Below are 17,720 nucleotides of genomic sequence, written 5' to 3' on the forward strand. Positions count from 1 at the left end.
GACACCGCCCGCACCAAGCCGGCCCCCGACCCCTACCGGGCCGCCTGCCGCGCCCTGGTCGTCGACCCCGCCGCCTGTGTGGCCGTCGAGGACACCGAGACCGGGGTCGCCTCCGCCGAGGCCGCCGGCTGCGCCGTCCTCGCCGTACCGTCCCTCGCGCCGATCGGCACCGCGCCCGGCCGGACCCTGCGGGACAGCCTCACCGGCGTCACGGTCCAGGACCTGCGCCGGATGGTCGCACCCGATGCACCTGAACTCCGCGTCATGAGCTGGAACCTGTGGCTGGGCGGCAGCGAGGTCGACGGCCACCGTGCCAAGCAGCTCAAGGTCATCCTGGAGAGCGGCGCCGACGTCGTAGGGCTCCAGGAGACGGGCGGCACGGCCGCGCAGGAACTGGCCGAGGCGCTCGGCTGGCACCACCACCGGGCCGGCGAGAACCTCGGCGTCATCAGCCGCCACCCGGTCACCGCCCGCTTCGGCGACCCGGACGTCGGCTTCTACGGCGCCGCGGGTGTCCGGATCGCCGTGGCGCCCGGCCGCGAGGTCGACGTGTGGACCGCACATCTGCACTACACGCCGTACGGTCCCTACGAGGCCGTCTTCGACGGGCTGGACGCGGCGGAGCTGATCGCCCACGAGGAGCTGCGGCTGGCGCAGCTGCGGGAGGCGCTGGGCCGCATCGACGAGGCCGGCGGCGCGGGCGTCCCGGTCGTCCTCGTCGGCGACTTCAACTGCCCCTCGCACCTGGACTGGCCGGACGTGGTCTGGCCGGTGACGAAGGCCGCCGAGGACGCCGGCTTCGCCGACTCGTTCCGCGAGGCTCACCCGGACCCCGCCGCCGAGCCCGGCCACACCTGGTCGCCGATCCACCCGGTGCACGAGGACGGCAGCGGGCGGCCCGAGCCACAGGACCGGATCGACTACGTCCTGCACCGGGGCCTGACCGTGCGGGACGCGCGAACCCTCGTCACGGGCACCCCGCGCCCCTGGCCGGACGTCGCGGACAACGACTGGCCCTCCGACCACGCGGCGGTCGTCACGACCTTTGCGCTGCCCGCGCGATGACCGAGCCGGCTCCGAGGTGACCCCGGGTTACCGCAGGTCACCATTGCGGTCCGTGGTGACCATCCCGTAGGTTGTGCCGCGCTCACGCTCAATACTGACAGGTAACACCGGCAGGTACCTCATGCGCTGGCCCCTCGGCCGTCCCACCACCGTCCGCGCGCGGATCGTGGCGCTCGCGCTCGCCCCGGCCGTCGCGCTGATGGGGCTGTGGAGCTTCGCCATGTGGTCCGTCACCGGCGAACTGCGCGCGCTGATCCGGGTCCAGGGGGTGTACGAGGACTTCGGCACCCCCGTGGACACCGCGATCGGGCAGATCCAGATCGAGCGCCGGATGTCCGCCGCCTACCTGGGCGCCCCGCTCGACACGGCCACCGCGAGCGACCTGCTCGGGCAGCAACGCCGTACCGACCGGGCCGTCGACGCCCTGCGGCAGGCGGTCCAGCACGGCGACCGCAGCCGGCTCACGGACCGTCAGCGGCAGGCGCTGGACACCATGGTCACGGCCACCGGCAAGCTGGACGGACTGCGCGCGCAGGTGCTGTCCCGGCACCTCACCTGGGACCGGGCCGTGGAGGACTACAGCGCGCTCGTGGAGCCGGGCTTCGACGTGCAGTCCACGCTCACCGCCCTCCAGGCCGGACAGCTCGCCCGCGAGGCACAGGTCGTCATCGAGCTGGTGCGGGTGCGGGAGTTCGTGTCGCGGGAGGACGCGCTGGTCGCCGGGGCGCGGGCGGCCGGCACGCTGACCGACCGGCAGTACGACACCCTGACCGCGACCATCGAGGACCGGCGGGTGTTCGAGCGGACATATGTGCCGGACCTGCCCGCCGACTCGCGCGGGCTGTTCGAGGACTTCCAGCACGGGGACTTGTACGGCTCGCTGGTGCACGGCGAGGACGCGCTGCTGCGGGCCGGGGCGGCCGGCGCCGGAAAGGCCGTAGCGGCGGGCACCTGGCGGTCCACCACCGACCGGGCCGTCGTCCGCTACCGCGAGCTGTGCACCACGTCCGCCGAGAACTCCGCCGCCCGCGGCCGGGCCTTCGCCTACCGGGAGCTGACCAAGGCGGCCGTCGTCGGCGCGGTGGGCCTCGCCGCGGCCGGGCTGTCGCTGTGGTTCGCGGTGCGCGGGGCGCGGCGCATCTCTCGGCGCCTGGAGGCCCTGCGGGACGCGGCAGACGTCCTGACGAGGGACCAACTACCCGATGTCATGCGCAGACTGAGCGCCGGTGACGAGGTGGACGCAGCTGTCGAGGCGCCGCCACTGCCCGCCGACGAGGTGCGCGACGACGAGATCGGGCAGGTCGGCCGGTCCTTCAACACCGCGCGGCTCGCCGCCGTCGAGGCCGCCGTCAAACAGGCCGGCCTGCGCCGGGGCCTGTTCGCGGTGCTGCTCAACATCGCACGCCGCAACCAGGCTCTCGTACACCGGCAGTTGAAGCTGGTCGACACCCTGGAACGGCGCACGGACGACCCCGACGTGCTGCGCGAGCTGTTCCGCATCGACCACCTGACCACACGCATGCGCCGGCACGCGGAGAGCCTGATCATCCTCTCCGGCGCGGCGCCCGGCCGGCGCTGGCGGCGGCCCGTCCCGGTCGCGGACGTGGTCGCCTCGGCCGTCAGCGAGATCGAGGACTACGCGCGTGTGGTCGTGCCACCGATGCCCGCGGTCGGCGTCGCGGCCGACGCCGTCGCCGACGTCGTCCATCTGATGGCGGAACTCCTGGAGAACGCCACGGTGTTCTCGCCGCCGCACACCCAGGTCACCCTGCGCACCGGGCGGGTCGGCAGCGGGTTCGTGCTGGAGATCGACGACCGGGGGCTCGGCCTCGACACCGACGCGCGCGCCCGGGCCCACAGCACCCTCACCGACCCCGACGCCTTCGACCCCACCCGCCATGACCGCCTCGGCCTCTACGTCGTCGGCCGCCTCGCCGCCCGGCACGGCATCGAGATCACCCTGCGCGATTCGCCGTACGGCGGTACGACGGCGGTGGTGCTGCTGCCGGAGGGGGTGCTGGCGGAGGTGGAACCGGCACGCCCTGAGCACGCGGGACCTGTGCCGCTGGTGCCTGAGCCGACCGCGCCCGGGCAGCGCGAACAGGGGGCCGTCGTACACGAGTTGCCGTCCAGGAGGCGATCGGCTGCACCGTCGCCCACCCCCGGCCCGGCCGCCGTACCCGACTCACCGACGCCCCCGCCCCTCCTGCCCACCCGGACCCGCCAGGCCTCTCTCGTGCCGGAGCTGCGGGACGAGCCGCCGCCTCGGGAGAACAGGGCCGGTCCGGAGGTGGACGCCGAGGAAATGCGGGCGATCTTCGGCGCCTTCCAGCGGGGCCTCGACCGCGGCCGCAGGGGCCTGCCGGCGACCGATACGACGAAGCCGACGGAACCGCAGTTCCCAAGGGGCGCGGGGCTGCATTCGAATATGCCGCTCCGCGGCGTGGGCGCGACCAGCCCCCACGCACCCGCACCCGAACACGCCCCCGCACCCGACCAGGCGGACCCTCCGGTCACCGACGCAGCTCCCGACCCCCTGACCAGCCACGCCCACGAAGGGACGGACACCGACGATGCCCGGTGACGAAGACAGGCCCGAGCAGCCCGCCGAGCCCAGCGGAGTCGACTGGCTGCTCGATGACCTCGTCGCGCGTACCGACCATGTCCGCCAGGCCGTGCTGCTGACCGCCGACGGCCTCCCGCTCAGCAGCTCGGACGGGATGCGCCGACGGGACATCGAGCATCTGGCCGCCGTCTGCTCCGGTTTCCACAGCCTGGCCCGCTCGGCGGGCGAGCGGTTCGACGCGGGCCAGGTGCGGCAGACCATGGTGATGCTCGACGACGCCTACCTCTTCATCACCCCGGCCGGCCACGGCAGCCGGCTCGCCGTCCTCAGCGAGGCCGGCACCGACGTCGGGCAGCTCGCCCACGAGATGGCCCTGCTCGTCCGCCGCCTCGGTCGTCACCTGGACGCGGCCGCCCGCACGACCAGATGATCCCGCGGTGAGCGACGAGCACTGGTACGAGGACGAGACCGGGCCGATGGTCCGCCCCTACATGGTGACCCGGGGCCGCACCCGGCCCTCGGGCGCGCACGCCATCGACCTGATGTCCCGCGTCACCGCGCTGGAGACGGACGCGCAGGGGCCGGACATCGACCACGCCCGCGCCGCCCTGCTCGGCGTGATCCGGCGCGGCCCCCGTCCCGTGGTCGAGCTGGCCGCGGACGCCGACCTGCCCCTGACCGTCCTCCGGGTCCTGCTCGGCGACCTGGCCGAGGCGGGGCTGATCCGTATCGACGAGCCGCGCAAGCTCCCGGCCGGGGGCCCGGCCACCGATCCGGGGCTGCTGCGCGAGATCGTGCAGCGGCTGCGGGAGATCTAGGTGTTTGTAACAGCCACGTACGAGGGCGGTGTGGGTCGGAACGCGTCAATCGCCGTCGGGGTCTCATGAAACGCCACGTCACCCGTACGTCCTGAAGGGGAACCCATGCGCGTCCAGAAGCTCTCGCTGCTCGCCATCGCCGCCGTAGCCGGTCTGTCGCTGACCGCCTGCAACAGCGGTGACAAGGACTCCTCCGACGCGAGCGGCTCCTCCACCCCGAGCCAGAGCGCCGCCTCCCAGGACTCCGGTTCCTCCTCCCAGGGCTCGGGTTCTTCCAGCACGGGCGGCGGCGTGTCCTCAGGCAAGGGCACCGGCACCGGCACCGGCACCGGTCAGTCCGGCACCAGCGGTTCCGGCGCCTGCAAGACCGCCCAGCTCGCCTTCAGCACCTCCGGTGGCATGGCGGAGGGCGAGCTGATCGTGAACCTGAAGAACACCGGCTCCACGGCGTGCACCCTGAAGGGCTTCCCCGGCGTCGACCTCAAGAGCAAGGACGGCAGCCTCAGCGCGAAGCGCAGCAAGCTCGCCGCGGCGCCGGTGAGCGTCAAGCCGGGTGCGGAGACCCGCTTCACCCTGCACTACCCGCCGAACCACTCCGGCGGCACCGGCGAGACCTTCACCAGCCTCGTCGTCACCCCGCCGAACGAGACCCACTCCCACACGCTGCCCGTCGGCATCAACGTGCCCGTCTCGGACGGCAGCGGCCCCGCCATCACCGTCGACCCGGTCGGCACCGGCAAGTAGCCCACCGTAGAGCTAGAGCTTGGGCTGCCAGGGCACGACCTTGAAGTCACCCGTGCCCTGCTTCACCTTCTCGAAGGGAGCCGACGACACGCACGGCGGCAGGTCCTTGGTGTCCCTGGGGCTGCCGACCCCCGCCCAGCTGTAGCCCAGCCGGTCGTGCCGGCCGAGGTCGTGGACCGTGACACCGACCCGCTTGCCCTTGGCTCCCGGCAGGTCGGACGCGGTGATCACACCGGAGACGACGGCGACCGGGCCGCCGGTGACCAGGCAGTCGACCTTGGCCTTGGCCCAGGCCCCCTGACCGTGCAGGTAGTGGCTGAACTCGAAGGTGCCGGTGGCCTTGCGCGGGTCCACGGTGTCCTTCTTCGCCAGATGCGCGTCGAAGGAGAAGGTGATGTCGTCCCCGGCCGAGCGGTACAGCTTGGCCGTACCGGTCAGCGCCGCGGCCTCACGCTCGGGGCGAGGCGCCCCGCCGCCCGAGGCCAGCGCCGCCCCGGCCGTACCGGCGGTGATCAGCAGGGCGGCGGTGAGGGTGACGGCGGCGATCTTCGTACGACGCTTCATGGCGGTCCTTTCCGCAGGTCAAGCGCGTGAACTGAACGATCACCACTCTCCCGGCAGCGGGCCGCCCGCACATCGCTCCCGAGGCGGCACCCCACCTCCGCCATCCGGCGGGGAACCACCTGGGTGACCTGCGCCTCAGGGAGGACGGGAACCGGCCATGGGAGCGCGCAACGAATCGCCGCCCGGCCCGCACTCCACGCAACGAACCGCGCACAGGCACGCAACGGCTCCTTCTTGTCCGGCCGAGCGCGCCGACCGTACCTTCTTAATGACCTCCTAACCCCCTGCGTCCGGTGAGGAACACGCATGCGCACCGCCCTGCTCCAGAGCTCCGGCCGCCCCGGCTCCATCGCCGAGAACCTCAAGGTCCTCGACGAGGCCGCGGGCCGGGCCGCCGCCGCGGGCGCCGCGCTGCTCGCCGCACCGGAGATGTTCCTGACCGGGTACGCGATCGGCGACGCCATCGGCCGCCTCGCCGAGCCCGCCGACGGCGACTGGGCCGACGCGATCGCCGAGACCGCCACCCGGCACGGCATCGCGATCGCCTACGGCTACCCGGAGCGCGACGGCGAGACCGTCTACAACTCCGCCCAGCTGATCTCCGCCGACGGCACCCGGCTCGCGAACTACCGCAAGACCCACCTCTTCGGCTGCTTCGAGCGCGACCACTTCACACCGGGCGAGCAGCCGGTCGTCCAGGCCACGCTGAACGGCCTCACCGTCGGCCTGATGATCTGCTACGACGTCGAGTTCCCGGAGAACGTCCGAGCCCACGCCCTGGCCGGCACCGACCTCCTCGTCGTCCCGACCGCGCAGATGCATCCCTTCCAGTTCGTCGCCGAGTCGATGATCCCGGTGCGCGCCTGGGAGAACCAGATGTACGTCGCCTACGTCAACCGGGTCGGCCAGGAAGGGGAGTTCGAGTTCGTCGGACTCTCGGTCCTCGCCGGTCCCGACGGAGTCGCCCGCGCCCGGGCTGGACGCAGCGAGCAGCTGGTCCTCGCGGACGCCGACCCCGCCTTCCTGGCCGCCTCCCGCGAGGCCAACCCGTACCTTCAGGACCGCCGCCCCGGTCTGTACGGGTCCCTGAGCTGAACCCCTGAGCCCTCGCCGTATTGCCCCACCCGAGCCTTCCCCGAGTAACCCCCGCGCAAGGAGTCCGTACCCCATGACGTCCACGGTGCCCAACGCCGTCGAGCACACCGACGAGCAGCAGCCGCCGATCACCATGTTCGGCCCGGACTTCCCCTACGCCTACGACGACTTCCTCGCCCACCCGGCGGGCCTCGGTCAGATACCCGCGACCGAGCACGGCACCGAGGTCGCCGTCGTCGGCGGCGGTCTGTCCGGCATCGTGGCCGCGTACGAGCTGATGAAGATGGGCCTCAAGCCCGTCGTCTACGAGGCCGACCAGATCGGCGGCCGGCTGCGCACGGTCGGCTTCGAGGGCTGCGAGGAGTCGCTGACCGCCGAGATGGGCGCGATGCGCTTCCCGCCGTCCTCCACCGCCCTGCAGCACTACATCGACATGGTGGGCCTGGAGACCAGGCCGTTCCCGAACCCGCTGGCCGAGGCCACCCCCTCGACCGTCGTGGACCTCAAGGGCGAGTCGCACTACGCCGAGACCATCGCCGACCTGCCCCAGGTGTACCGGGACGTCGCCGAGGCCTGGAACAAGTGCCTCGACGAGGGCGCCGACTTCTCCGACATGAACCGCGCCATGCGCGAGCGCGACGTCCCGCGCATCCGCGAGATCTGGGCGCAGCTGGTCGAGAAGCTCGACAACCAGACCTTCTACGGCTTCCTGTGCGACTCCGAGGCCTTCAAGTCCTTCCGGCACCGCGAGATCTTCGGCCAGGTCGGCTTCGGCACCGGCGGCTGGGACACCGACTTCCCGAACTCCATCCTGGAGATCCTGCGCGTCGTCTACACCGAGGCCGACGACCACCACCGCGGCATCGTCGGCGGCTCCCAGCAGCTGCCGCTGCGCCTGTGGGAGCGCGAACCGGAGAAGATCGTCCACTGGCCGTACGGCACCTCGCTGAAGTCCCTGCACGTGGACGGCGAGCCGCGCCCGGCCGTGACCCGGCTGCACCGCACCGCGGGCAACCAGATCACGGTGACGGACGCGAACGGCGACATCCGGACCTACCAGGCGGCGATCTTCACCGCCCAGTCCTGGATGCTGCTGTCCAAGATCGCCTGCGACGACTCGCTCTTCCCGATCGACCACTGGACGGCGATCGAGCGCACCCACTACATGGAGTCCAGCAAGCTCTTCGTGCCCGTGGACCGGCCGTTCTGGCTGGACAAGGACGAGGACACGGGCCGGGACGTCATGTCGATGACGCTGACCGACCGCATGACCCGCGGCACCTACCTGCTGGACAACGGCCCGGACCAGCCCGCCGTGATCTGCCTCTCCTACACCTGGTGCGACGACAGCCTGAAGTGGCTGCCGCTGTCCGCGAACGAGCGGATGGAGGTCATGCTGAAGTCGCTCGGCGAGATCTACCCGAAGGTCGACATCCGGAAGCACATCATCGGCAACCCGGTGACGGTCTCCTGGGAGAACGAGCCCTACTTCATGGGCGCGTTCAAGGCCAACCTGCCCGGCCACTACCGCTACCAGCGGCGCCTGTTCACCCACTTCATGCAGGACCGGCTGCCCGAGGACAAGCGGGGCATCTTCCTCGCCGGCGACGACATCTCCTGGACCGCCGGCTGGGCCGAGGGCGCGATCCAGACCGCGCTGAACGCGGTCTGGGGCGTCATGCACCACTTCGGCGGCGAGACCGACCCGGCCAACCCGGGCCCCGGTGACGTCTACGACGAGATCGCCCCGGTCGAACTCCCCGAGGACTGACCGGCCTCATCCCGGTACCCCCGGCGCGTACCAGGGCCCGCCATGTCCGTCTGGGACACGGCGGGCCCTGGCGCGTATGGGTCGGCCGAACGGAAAGACCGTTGCCGGGAAGGCCGGAGCGGCGGAGATCGTCCGCGTCGCTCCGGAACTCCCCGAGCCCGAGGGCGTCGACGCCTTCGGCATGCGCGGGCCCGCCACGGCGCCGAACATCAAGCCGCCCTCCTGTACCGGGAGATGCGCCGGGTCCTGCTATCTCATGCTGCTGTAACGTCAGTCCCCGAGAGGCGTGAGCAGCATCCGTCCCGCGAACCCCACCGCCGCGTCCAGACGTTCGGTGAACTCCTCGGCGACATCGCCGCAGTGGCGCAGCGCCCACAGGGCCCGGGCCGCGGCCCAGGCCGCGTCGCGGGCCCGCTCCAGGCTCCACGAGGCCAGCAGATGGGTGAGCGGGTCGGCGATCTGGAGCAGATCGGGACCCGGCATCAGTTCCTCGCGGACGCGCTCCTCCAGCGAGCCGAGGAGATCGCCCACGCGGTCGAACTCGTCCTCCAGCTCCGGCGGTTCGCAGCCGAGCGTACGACAGGCGTCCACCACAGCGAGCGCCAGATCGTGCCCGATGTGCGCGTTGATGCCCGCCAGCGCGAACTGCAGCGGCCGTACCCCGGGATGGCGGCGGAGCTGGAACAGCGGGCGCCAGCAGGCGGGCGGACGGCGGTCCGCGGCCACCGCGTCGACCGCCGCCAGATAGCGCTCGGCGAACCGTACGTCCAGCGCGATCGCCGCCCGTCGGTCCGGGAACTCCCCGGCGTCCAGGCGCCGGTCCACCTCCTCGGTGACGGTGAGGTAGACGCGGTTGAACACGGCGACACCGTCCCGCTCGGGCAGGGCCGCGTCGAGGGCGCGCATCCGGGAGACGACCGCGTCGACGGGGGTGGTGAAGTGTTCCAGCTGCGCCATGGGGGAAGGGTCCCAGCCCTGGGCCGACCGGCGGGCCCGACCGGCCCGGCGCTTCGCCGGAACGGGGGAACGGACCGCCCCGGTGCGGTGGTGAGAGGGGAGGCGCACCGTGTCAGGCCTACGCGCCCGGCGACTGGCCGAACGCCGGGCCACGCGCCGGCGTGCCGTACGGCGCGGGCTGATGGTCACGGCGGCCCCGGTGGTGACCCTGGTCGGCTCCGGCACCGGGGTGATCTCGGCGCTCGGCACCGGCCACGGCTCCGACCGGGCCCGGACCGAGGCGACGGGCACATCCGCGCCGGCGCTCATGCCGGGCACACCGTCGCCGTCGCCTTCGTCTCCGCCGGACGCGCCGGTCGCCCGCACGCCGACGCCCCAGCTGACCCCGCCCGGCAGCGCACCCGCCCCGACCGACAGAGAGCAGCGGACCGCCCCCGTGTCACCGCTGCCGTACCGCCACCCCGACTCCCAGGCGCTGGACTGGGTCCACCCCCACCCCGGCGATCCGCGCACCGCCGTCATCACCTCCCGGATCGCGGACCGGCCGGCTGCCGTGTGGTTCGCCGACCCGGACCCGGGCACCATCGCCGCTCGGGCGCGCGAGGGCACCGAGGGCGCGGGTGCGCTGCGCCAGGTCCCGGTGCTCGTGCCGTACGCGATCCCGGACCGGGACTCTGCGGCGGCGCCTCCAAGGGCGACGCGCCGGACCTCGCCGTCTACGACGCCTGGATCGACGCCTTCGCCCGGGGGCTGGGCTCGGGTGAGGTGATCGTCATCGTGGAGCCGGACTCGATCGTCACGTCCGGCTGTCGGCACCACCGGACTCACCTACGGCTTCCGCTTCTGCTCGGCGGACGGGGCGCGGACCTACGCCCAGGGCACCCGCGTGCTGGTCCGGCTGGACGCGTCGACCCTGCGGCCCACGCCGTGGACCGACGCCTTCAGGGCCGTGGGCCGGGAACTGCTGCGGCAGGCCGGCTGACCTCGGTCCGGCCGCCGCGCTCGGCCGTGCGCAGCACGCCCGCGCACACCGCGAGCCCGCAGGCAAGCGCCGTCACCACACAGAACGACACCACCAGACTGGTCGCCTGGGCCACCCCGCCGATCAGGCTGGGCGCGATCAGCCCCGAGGTGTACGTGATCGTCGCCACGCCCGCTATGGCCTGACTGGGGTTCGGTCCGGCGTGCCCGGCCGCCGCGAAGCACAGCGGTACGACGACCGCGATGCCGAGGCCCATCAGCGCGAACCCGGTCATCGCCACCGCCGGATACCCCGCGAGGACGATCAGCAGCCCGCCGAACGCGGCCAGCACACCTCCGGCGCGCACGGTGCGTACCGCGCCGAAGCGGTTCACCACCGCGTCTCCGCTGATCCGGGCTATGGCCATGGTCAGCATGAATCCGGTGGTCGTGGCCGCCGCGAGAGCGGCCGACGTGTCCATCCGGTCCCGCAGGAACACCGCGGACCAGTCCAGACTCGCCCCCTCCGCGAACACCGCGCAGAAGCCCACCGCGCCGATCAGCAGCGCCGACCGGGGCGGCAGCGCGAACCTCGGCGGCGGCTCCTCGTCGTCGGCCGGCTGCACGTCCAGGACCCAGCCGGCGGCCAGGACTCCGAGGGCGGTGAGGGTGGCCGCCGCCAGCGTGAAGTGCAGGCGGGCGTCCGCGCCGAGGTGTGCGGCCAGGGTGCCCGCCGCCGAGCCGATCAGGGCGCCCGTGCTCCACATGCCGTGCAGCCCCGACATGATCGACTTTCCGAGCAGCCGCTCGACCTCCACGCCGAGCGCGTTCATGGCGACGTCGGCCATGCCCGAGCTCGCGCCATACATGAAGATCGCCAGGCACAGTGTGTACAGGTTCGGTGCGAGGGACGGCAGGATCAGTGACAGCGTCCACAGCGCGATCAGGCCGCGCAGCGCCGTACGGCTGCCGAAGCGATGGCTGATCCGGCCCGCCAGCGGCATGGCGCATGACGCGCCGAACGCCCCGAAGGCGAGCGCGAAGCCGAGCTGTCCCGCGCCCAGCGAGGCATGGTCCTGGATCCACGGCACCCGGGTCGCGAACGAGCCGGTGACGGCACCGTGCACGGTGAACACCGCCGCCACGGCGTACCGGGCGCGTTTCACCTCGCGGCGCTCGTAGCCCACGTCCTTCATGGTCCTGCCCCTCCCCGGGTGGCTGCCGCCCGCTGACGCGCCGTAAATTATCAGGGAGCCTGCCTGATGGATAGGGAGTTTTGTGGCCGTTCCGTGCCGCGTGGATCTGGGAGGATTCCCGTCATGCCCGCATCACCCAGCACCGCCCGGGCCATCAACGACCGGCTCGCCCTGAGCCTGCTCCAGCAGGAAGGCCCGCTCACGGCAGGCCAGTTGAAGCAGCTGACGGGTCTGTCCCGGCCGACGGTCGCCGACCTCGTGGAACGGCTCGGCGCCGCCGGGCTGATCACGGTGGTCGGTGAGTCCGGCGAACAGCGCCGGGGCCCCAATGCCCGGCTGTACGGCATCGTCGCCGACCGGGCTCATCTGGCCGCGCTCGACGTCCGTACCGGGGGTGTCGACGTGCTGGTCTCCGACCTGGTCGGGCGGGTGCTCGCCGAGACGTCCGTGCCGATCGGCGGGGACACCGGGACCGGACCGGCCGTGGAGCAGGCGGTGGCCGCGGTGGAGCGGACGGCGAAGGAGGCCGGGGCCATGGGGGCGCCCTCGCGCGAGGGTGTGCGCGCGTGGGGGAGGCTGCACACCGTCGGCATCGGCGCGCCGGGCCTCGTCGACCCGGCCACCGGCGATCTGCGTGACTCCGGCGGCCTGCCCGCCTGGCACCGCAGCCTGGCCGCCGCCCTTCAGGAACGGCTGCCCGGGGCCCGCGTCACCGTGGAGAACGAGACCAACCTCGCCGCCCTGGCCGAACAGCGCGAGGGCGCCGCCCGGGACCGCGACACCTTCGTGCTGCTCTGGCTGGGGCACGGCGTCGGCGCGGCGGTCGTCCTGGACGGCACGCTCCGCCGGGGCGCCTCGGGCGGCACCGGCGAGATCGGCTTCCTGCCGGTCCCGGGCACCGGCTCCCTTCCCTCGGCGCGGGACTGCGACGGAGGCTTCCACTCGCTGGCCGGTGCGGCGGCCATCGGCTCCCTGGCGGCGGGGTACGGCCTGCCGGTCCCGGCCACGATGGACGGACCGGGCGCGGCGGAGGTGATCCGCGAGGCCGTGGCGCAAGCGGCGGGCGAGGACGACCCCGCGGACGCGGCGCGCTCCGATGCCGAACGGCCCGCCGACCGCTTCCTCCACACCCTCGCCGACCGGATCGCCGTCGGGGCCGCGTCCGTGGTGGCCGTACTCGACCCCGGCTGCGTGGTGCTCGGCGGAGAGGCCGGCCAGGCCGGCGGCCCTACGCTCGCCCGGCTCGTCGAGAAGCGGCTCCGCCGCATGTCACCCCTGCGCACGGAGGTACGGGCAAGCACCCTGGGCGGCACGGCGGTCCTGCGCGGCGCCCTGCTGACGGCCCGCGACCACGCCCAGGACGAACTCTTCGCACCCCCGGACCGGAACTGACCGACTGCCGCACGCGGGGCTCGGCCGAGCCCGTCGCCCCCCTTCCCTCTGCCCCCTCCCCGTCAGCCCTCGAACCGCCGCCCCAGATACTCCTCGAACGTCGTCTTCCCCACGGCCTGTTCGGGTGTCAGCAGTCCGCCCGCGCGGGCGGCGCGGTAGGTCCGGCCGAACAGCGGAACCTGTGCCACGGCCCGGCGTCGGCCGGTCGCGTGGAGGTAGGCGCGGGCCAGCGAGTCGAGGGTCCGGACTTCCGGGCCGCCCATGTCCGGCACCCGGCCGGCCGGAGCGGCGAGCGCCAACTCGGCCAGGCGGTCGGCGACTTCGCGGACCTCCACCGGCTGGTCCGGGACCCCGGCCGGGACCAGCATGACGGGCGGCTTGGCCAGCCCGCCGAGGATCGTGACCAACAGGTCGTGGAACTGGGTCGTACGCAGGACGGTCCAGCCGAGCCCCGACGCCTCGATCCGCCGCTCCACGGCCAGCTTCGCCTTGTAGTAGCCGAGGGGCACCCGGTCGATGCCGACGATGGAGATGTAGACCAGATGGCCCACTCCGGCTTGCCCGGCCGCCGCGATCAGCCGTTCGGCGGCTTCCTCGTCCCCGCCTCGCGGGGAGCTCGCGCAGTGCACCACGGTCTGCACTCCGGCGAGCGCGGCGTCCAGCCCGCTCCCGCCCACGCGCAGATCGACGGCGTACGGCTGTGTGTGCCGACTGAGCACCCGCACCTCGTGTCCGTCCGCCCGCAGCCGCTCGGTCACCCGCCGGCCGAGCGTGCCGGTCCCGCCGGTCACCAGGATCGTGGTCATGCTGTCCGTCCCTTCGGACTCCGTGTGCCCCCGATCGGAGCACCCTCGTCCACTGAGACCGCGCAGCCCCCGGGAAATGTGACATCGGCCGAATGCCGCACACAGCGCATCGGTGACGGCCTCGCCGAGCGCGGGCTGGCGGTCCGGCGGCGGGCAAGGGCCGTCGTCACCGCCACCGGACCCGTCCGCACCCTAAAAGGACTAGACCAGTGCGGTCAATGGGTCCGGACCACGGTCAATCCTCCCTGGCAGTAGGGAAGTTGTATGCCATGACTGCGCCGCGCAAGGCCCGTGACACGCACTGTGAGGGAGCCCACACCCCTCGCCTCTCTCTCTGGCCACCCGGCGTGGCACACTGGCTCCGTACCAGAAGCAGCGCACTCCGGGGTCGGTGAAAGTCCGAACCGGCGGTTACAGTCCGCGACCCGGTCGCTTCCAGCGGCCGGTTGACCAGGTGAAATTCCTGGACCGACGGTTAAAGTCCGGATGGGAGGCAGTGCGCGGCGGGCGAGCATGCACACATGCGCGCCGCCGACTCTGGACTCGTCCCTGCGGGACGGGTCCCTCTTTCGGCGTCGCCCCGGTGTGCTCAGTGCTCACCCGTACATTCTGTCGTCATCGACAGGCCCCGGAGTCCGTGCCCGAAGAGGCAGGAGGACCCGGGAAGTGTTCACCGGAATCGTCGAAGAGCTGGGTGAGGTCACCGCCGTCGAGAACCTCGGCGACGCCTCCCGCTTCAAGCTCCGTGGCCCCGTCGTGACCGAGGGCGCGCAGCACGGCGACTCCATCGCCGTGAACGGGGTCTGTCTCACCGTAGTGACGCACGAGGGCGACGAGTTCACCGCCGATGTCATGGCCGAGACCCTGAACCGCTCCAGCCTCGGCGCGCTCACCGTCGGCTCCCGCGTCAACCTGGAGCGGCCCATGGCCGTGGGCGCGCGTCTCGGCGGGCACATCGTGCAGGGCCATGTCGACGGCACCGGCGAGGTGCTGGAGCGCAAGCCCTCCGACAACTGGGAGATCGTGAAGATCTCGCTCCCCGCGGACCTCGCCCGGTACGTGGTCGAGAAGGGCTCCATCACCGTCGACGGCATCAGCCTCACCGTCGTGGAAGCGGGCCCCGACTACTTCTCCGTCAGTCTCATCCCGACCACCCTCGACCTGACCACGCTCGGCGTGAAGCAGCCCGGCGACCCGGTCAACCTCGAGGTCGACGTCATCGCCAAGTACGTGGAGCGCCTCCTCGGCGACCGCGCCCCGGGAGCGGGCAAGTGAACTGGCTGAACTCCGAGGCCTTCACCCTCTTCGGTCAGCGCATCATCTGGTCGGACATGGTGGGCAACATCCTCGGCCTGATCACCCTCGCCCTCGGCTGGCGCCGCTCCCTGTGGACCTGGCCCGTGCAGTTCCTCTCCGGCCTCGTCCTCTTCGCCGCCTTCTACGGCCATCTGACCGGCAGCGCAGGCAAGCAGGCCGTCGTCATGGCCGTCGCGCTGTACGGCTGGTGGCAGTGGCGGCGAGACGTCGTCGCCACCCGGTCCGCGGACGGCCACATCGCCCCCCGCTTCGCCACCTGGCGCGAGCGCGCGGCGATGCTCGGCGCGGCCGCCGCCGGCACGGTCGCGGTGGCCCTGCTCTTCACGGCCTACCCGTCCCTGTCCTGGGACCCCTGGCCCGACGCCTACATCTTCGTCGGCACCGTCGTCGCGATGTATGCCCAGGCCAAGGGCATGGTGGAGTTCTGGATCGCCTGGCTGCTCGTCGACCTCGTCGGCGTACCCCTCAACTTCGCGAACGGCTACGCCTTCTCCGGTTTCGTCTACGTCATCTACGGCGCACTCGTCCTGTGGGGCATGCGCGACTGGTGGCTGCGCTCCCGCCGGAGCCCGCAGCCCGTCCTGGAAGGAGCCCCGGCATGACCTCGGCACCGCCGCTGTACGCCACGGACACCATCGAGAGGTTCGGGCTCGACCCCGTCGAGCAGGCCATCGCCGACATCGCGGCCGGCCGCCCGGTCGTCGTCGTGGACGACGAGGACCGGGAGAACGAGGGCGACCTCGTCGTCGCCGCCGAAAAGGCGACCCCCGAGATCGTCGCCTTCATGATGAGCGAGTGCCGGGGACTCATCTGCGCCCCCATGGAGGGCCCGGAGCTGGACCGGCTGCGGCTGCCGCAGATGGTCGAGGACAACACCGAGTCCATGAAGACGGCGTTCACGGTGTCGGTCGACGCCTCCGCCGCGCACGGCGTGAGCACCGGCATCTCGGCCGCCGACCGCGCCACCACGCTCCAGCTGCTCGCGAGCGGCGCGGCCGAGCCGGCCGACTTCGTCCGCCCCGGCCATGTCTTCCCGCTGCGCGCCAAGCCCGGCGGCGTCCTCGTCCGCAACGGCCACACCGAGGCCGCCGTGGACCTCGCCCGGCTCGCGGGGCTCCGCCCGGCCGGCGCCATCGTGGAGATCGCCGGCGAGGACGGCCGGATGCTCCGGCTGCCCGAACTGATCCCGTTCGCCCGCAAGCACGGCCTGACGATCATCTCCATCGAGGACCTGATCGCCTACCGCCGCAGCAGCGAGCCCACCGTCCGCCGCGAGGCCGAGACCCGACTGCCCACCCGGCACGGCACGTTCACCGCCTACGGCTACCGCTCCACCGTCGACGGCGTCGAGCATGTCGCCCTGGTCCACGGCGAGATCGGCGACGGCGAGGACGTCCTGGTCCGCGTCCACTCCGAATGCCTCACCGGCGACGTCTTCGGCTCCCTGCGCTGCGACTGCGGTCCCCAGCTGGACACCGCCCTGGAGCGCATCCAGGACGAGGGCCGTGGCGTGGTGGTCTATCTGCGCGGCCACGAGGGCCGGGGCGTCGGCCTGCTGTCCAAGCTCCGGGCGTACGAACTCCAGGAGCAGGGCCGCGACACCCTCGACGCCAACCTCGAACTCGGCCTGCCCGCCGACGCCCGCGACTACGGCGCCGGCGCGCGGATCCTCGCCGATCTCGGCGTGCGCAGCGTCCGGCTGATGACCAACAACCCCGACAAGACCGACGCGCTGCTGCGCCACGGCCTGAAGGTCACCGGCCGCGAGCCCATGCCGATCCAGGCCGGCGAGCACAATCTCCGGTATCTGCGCACCAAGCGCGACCGGATGGGGCACGACCTGCCCTGGCTGGACACACCGGCCGTGGCCGCTTCCGCGGCCACGGCCGCCTGTGGCAACAAGTAAGCAGTGAGCAAGAAAGCACAAAGGCACAAAGGCACAAAGGCACAAAGGAGACACGTGAGCGGCAAGGGTGCACCGGAGCTGTCCGTACGCAACGCGAGCGACCTCAGGGTCGCCGTCATCGCGGCGCAGTGGCACGTGCAGGTGATGGACGGTCTGGTGAACGGCGCCCTGCGCGCCCTGCACGACCTGGGGATCGACGAGCCGACCCTGATCCGGGTCCCCGGCAGCTTCGAACTTCCGGTCGCCGCCAAGGCGCTGGCCGGGCGGGGCTACGACGCCGTGGTCGCCCTCGGCGTGGTCATCCGCGGCGGCACTCCCCACTTCGACTACGTGTGCCAGGGCGTCACCCACGGCCTCACCCAGGTCAGCGTCGAGACCGGTGTCCCCGTCGGCTTCGGCGTGCTCACCTGCGACACCGAGGAGCAGGCCCTGGACCGGGCCGGCCTGGAGGGCTCGAACGAGGACAAGGGCCACGAGGCGGTGACCGCCGCGGTCGCGACCGCCGCCACGCTCCGCTCAGTATCCGAACCCTGGCACTGAGGCACCGGCCGGAGCGCGTAGGG

Annotated in this window: 18 protein-coding genes, 1 pseudogene and 1 riboswitch; of the genes and pseudogenes, 15 read left to right on the plus strand and 4 right to left on the minus strand. The window is 72.5% G+C overall.

The genetic code is table 11. The features are described from left to right. From M878_RS84285 to M878_RS84305, 5 genes are all read left to right on the plus strand, one after another. The coding region (locus M878_RS84285; protein ID WP_023552135.1) for an HAD-IA family hydrolase at positions 1-1,065 on the plus strand (1,065 nt) is incomplete at its 5' end. Positions 1,066-1,186: 121 nt separating this feature from the next. Continuing rightward, the gene (locus M878_RS84290) at positions 1,187-3,649 is read left to right on the plus strand and encodes a sensor histidine kinase (protein ID WP_023552136.1); all 2,463 of its coding nucleotides are present in this window, start codon (positions 1,187-1,189) and stop codon (positions 3,647-3,649) included. Next, positions 3,639-4,061, plus strand: coding sequence for a roadblock/LC7 domain-containing protein (locus tag M878_RS84295; RefSeq protein ID WP_023552137.1), 423 nt, complete (start codon positions 3,639-3,641; stop codon positions 4,059-4,061). Before M878_RS84290 ends, M878_RS84295 begins: the two co-directional genes overlap by 11 nt. A gap of 7 nt (positions 4,062-4,068) precedes the next feature. Next, positions 4,069-4,449: a DUF742 domain-containing protein gene (locus M878_RS84300; protein ID WP_023552138.1), complete on the plus strand. Its 381-nt coding sequence runs from the start codon at positions 4,069-4,071 to the stop codon at positions 4,447-4,449. A 105-nt stretch (positions 4,450-4,554) separates the two neighbouring features. Next, on the plus strand, positions 4,555-5,193 hold the full coding sequence (locus tag M878_RS84305; RefSeq protein ID WP_023552139.1) for a DUF4232 domain-containing protein: 639 nt from the start codon (positions 4,555-4,557) through the stop codon (positions 5,191-5,193). A 12-nt stretch (positions 5,194-5,205) separates the two neighbouring features. Here M878_RS84305 and M878_RS84310 read toward each other — a convergent pair whose 3' ends face one another. Next, positions 5,206-5,757: a hypothetical protein gene (locus tag M878_RS84310; RefSeq protein ID WP_023552140.1), complete on the minus strand. Its 552-nt coding sequence runs from the start codon at positions 5,755-5,757 to the stop codon at positions 5,206-5,208. A gap of 306 nt (positions 5,758-6,063) precedes the next feature. Here M878_RS84310 and M878_RS84315 point away from each other — a divergent pair, with 306 nt between their 5' ends. From M878_RS84315 to M878_RS84325, 3 genes are all read left to right on the plus strand, one after another. After that, positions 6,064-6,852 carry a carbon-nitrogen hydrolase family protein gene (locus M878_RS84315; RefSeq protein ID WP_023552141.1) on the plus strand — a complete coding sequence of 263 codons (789 nt, stop codon included), beginning with the start codon at positions 6,064-6,066 and terminating at the stop codon, positions 6,850-6,852. A gap of 73 nt (positions 6,853-6,925) precedes the next feature. Further along, positions 6,926-8,623, plus strand: coding sequence for a flavin monoamine oxidase family protein (locus tag M878_RS84320; RefSeq protein WP_023552142.1), 1,698 nt, complete (start codon positions 6,926-6,928; stop codon positions 8,621-8,623). 76 nt (positions 8,624-8,699) lie between these two features. After that, positions 8,700-8,891, plus strand: coding sequence for a hypothetical protein (locus M878_RS84325; protein WP_023552143.1), 192 nt, complete (start codon positions 8,700-8,702; stop codon positions 8,889-8,891). A 2-nt stretch (positions 8,892-8,893) separates the two neighbouring features. Here the strand turns inward: M878_RS84325 and M878_RS84330 are convergent, their stop codons facing one another. After that, positions 8,894-9,580, minus strand: coding sequence for a DUF5995 family protein (locus tag M878_RS84330; protein ID WP_023552144.1), 687 nt, complete (start codon positions 9,578-9,580; stop codon positions 8,894-8,896). Positions 9,581-9,689: 109 nt separating this feature from the next. Here M878_RS84330 and M878_RS000000101515 point away from each other — a divergent pair, with 109 nt between their 5' ends. Beyond that, the gene (locus tag M878_RS000000101515) at positions 9,690-10,349 is read left to right on the plus strand and encodes a glycoside hydrolase family 6 protein (RefSeq protein ID WP_023552145.1); all 660 of its coding nucleotides are present in this window, start codon (positions 9,690-9,692) and stop codon (positions 10,347-10,349) included. Between the two features lie 39 nt (positions 10,350-10,388). After that, a pseudogene (locus M878_RS000000100460) lies at positions 10,389-10,562 on the plus strand (acyl-CoA thioesterase); the annotation flags it as partial. Here M878_RS000000100460 and M878_RS84340 read toward each other — a convergent pair. Then, on the minus strand, positions 10,522-11,736 hold the full coding sequence (locus M878_RS84340) for an MFS transporter (protein ID WP_023552146.1): 1,215 nt from the start codon (positions 11,734-11,736) through the stop codon (positions 10,522-10,524). The pseudogene M878_RS000000100460 and the gene M878_RS84340 overlap by 41 nt on opposite strands. A 123-nt stretch (positions 11,737-11,859) precedes the next feature. Here M878_RS84340 and M878_RS84345 point away from each other — a divergent pair, with 123 nt between their 5' ends. Continuing rightward, positions 11,860-13,128, plus strand: coding sequence for an ROK family transcriptional regulator (locus M878_RS84345; RefSeq protein ID WP_023552147.1), 1,269 nt, complete (start codon positions 11,860-11,862; stop codon positions 13,126-13,128). Between the two features lie 62 nt (positions 13,129-13,190). Here the strand turns inward: M878_RS84345 and M878_RS84350 are convergent, their stop codons facing one another. Beyond that, positions 13,191-13,934 carry an SDR family oxidoreductase gene (locus tag M878_RS84350; RefSeq protein WP_023552148.1) on the minus strand — a complete coding sequence of 248 codons (744 nt, stop codon included), beginning with the start codon at positions 13,932-13,934 and terminating at the stop codon, positions 13,191-13,193. 373 nt (positions 13,935-14,307) lie between these two features. Continuing rightward, positions 14,308-14,438: riboswitch (FMN riboswitch) on the plus strand. Positions 14,439-14,600: 162 nt separating this feature from the next. Here M878_RS84350 and M878_RS84355 point away from each other — a divergent pair. The 4 genes from M878_RS84355 to ribH are packed head-to-tail and all read left to right on the plus strand — an operon-like array spanning position 14,601 to position 17,697. Next, positions 14,601-15,209: a riboflavin synthase gene (locus tag M878_RS84355; protein ID WP_023552149.1), complete on the plus strand. Its 609-nt coding sequence runs from the start codon at positions 14,601-14,603 to the stop codon at positions 15,207-15,209. Further along, complete coding sequence (locus M878_RS84360) at positions 15,206-15,853, plus strand: nicotinamide mononucleotide transporter family protein (RefSeq protein ID WP_023552150.1); 648 nt, start codon at positions 15,206-15,208, stop codon at positions 15,851-15,853. The genes M878_RS84355 and M878_RS84360 overlap by 4 nt, the downstream gene beginning before the upstream one ends. Then, the gene (locus tag M878_RS84365; RefSeq protein WP_023552151.1) at positions 15,850-17,157 is read left to right on the plus strand and encodes a bifunctional 3,4-dihydroxy-2-butanone-4-phosphate synthase/GTP cyclohydrolase II; all 1,308 of its coding nucleotides are present in this window, start codon (positions 15,850-15,852) and stop codon (positions 17,155-17,157) included. The genes M878_RS84360 and M878_RS84365 overlap by 4 nt, the downstream gene beginning before the upstream one ends. Positions 17,158-17,211: 54 nt before the next feature. Then, positions 17,212-17,697 (plus strand): 6,7-dimethyl-8-ribityllumazine synthase, encoded by a 486-nt coding sequence (ribH, locus tag M878_RS84370; protein WP_023552152.1) that lies wholly within the window; start codon positions 17,212-17,214, stop codon positions 17,695-17,697. Positions 17,698-17,720: the final 23 nt, after the last annotated feature.

This window comes from Streptomyces roseochromogenus subsp. oscitans DS 12.976 (assembly GCF_000497445.1).
Taxonomy (GTDB): Bacteria; Actinomycetota; Actinomycetes; order Streptomycetales; family Streptomycetaceae; genus Streptomyces; species Streptomyces oscitans.

Excerpts from the sequence above, each read along its gene's own strand:
- M878_RS84340 (WP_023552146.1), bottom strand. The coding sequence starts at position 11,736 with ATGAAGGACGTGGGCTACGAGCGCCGCGAGGTGAAACGCGCCCGGTAC.
- M878_RS84295 (WP_023552137.1), top strand. The coding sequence starts at position 3,639 with ATGCCCGGTGACGAAGACAGGCCCGAGCAGCCCGCCGAGCCCAGCGGA.
- M878_RS84345 (WP_023552147.1), top strand. The coding sequence starts at position 11,860 with ATGCCCGCATCACCCAGCACCGCCCGGGCCATCAACGACCGGCTCGCC.
- M878_RS84305 (WP_023552139.1), top strand. The coding sequence starts at position 4,555 with ATGCGCGTCCAGAAGCTCTCGCTGCTCGCCATCGCCGCCGTAGCCGGT.
- M878_RS84325 (WP_023552143.1), top strand. The coding sequence starts at position 8,700 with ATGGGTCGGCCGAACGGAAAGACCGTTGCCGGGAAGGCCGGAGCGGCG.
- M878_RS84290 (WP_023552136.1), top strand. The coding sequence starts at position 1,187 with ATGCGCTGGCCCCTCGGCCGTCCCACCACCGTCCGCGCGCGGATCGTG.
- M878_RS84350 (WP_023552148.1), bottom strand. The coding sequence starts at position 13,934 with ATGACCACGATCCTGGTGACCGGCGGGACCGGCACGCTCGGCCGGCGG.
- M878_RS84365 (WP_023552151.1), top strand. The coding sequence starts at position 15,850 with ATGACCTCGGCACCGCCGCTGTACGCCACGGACACCATCGAGAGGTTC.
- M878_RS84315 (WP_023552141.1), top strand. The coding sequence starts at position 6,064 with ATGCGCACCGCCCTGCTCCAGAGCTCCGGCCGCCCCGGCTCCATCGCC.
- M878_RS84310 (WP_023552140.1), bottom strand. The coding sequence starts at position 5,757 with ATGAAGCGTCGTACGAAGATCGCCGCCGTCACCCTCACCGCCGCCCTG.
- M878_RS84330 (WP_023552144.1), bottom strand. The coding sequence starts at position 9,580 with ATGGCGCAGCTGGAACACTTCACCACCCCCGTCGACGCGGTCGTCTCC.
- M878_RS84320 (WP_023552142.1), top strand. The coding sequence starts at position 6,926 with ATGACGTCCACGGTGCCCAACGCCGTCGAGCACACCGACGAGCAGCAG.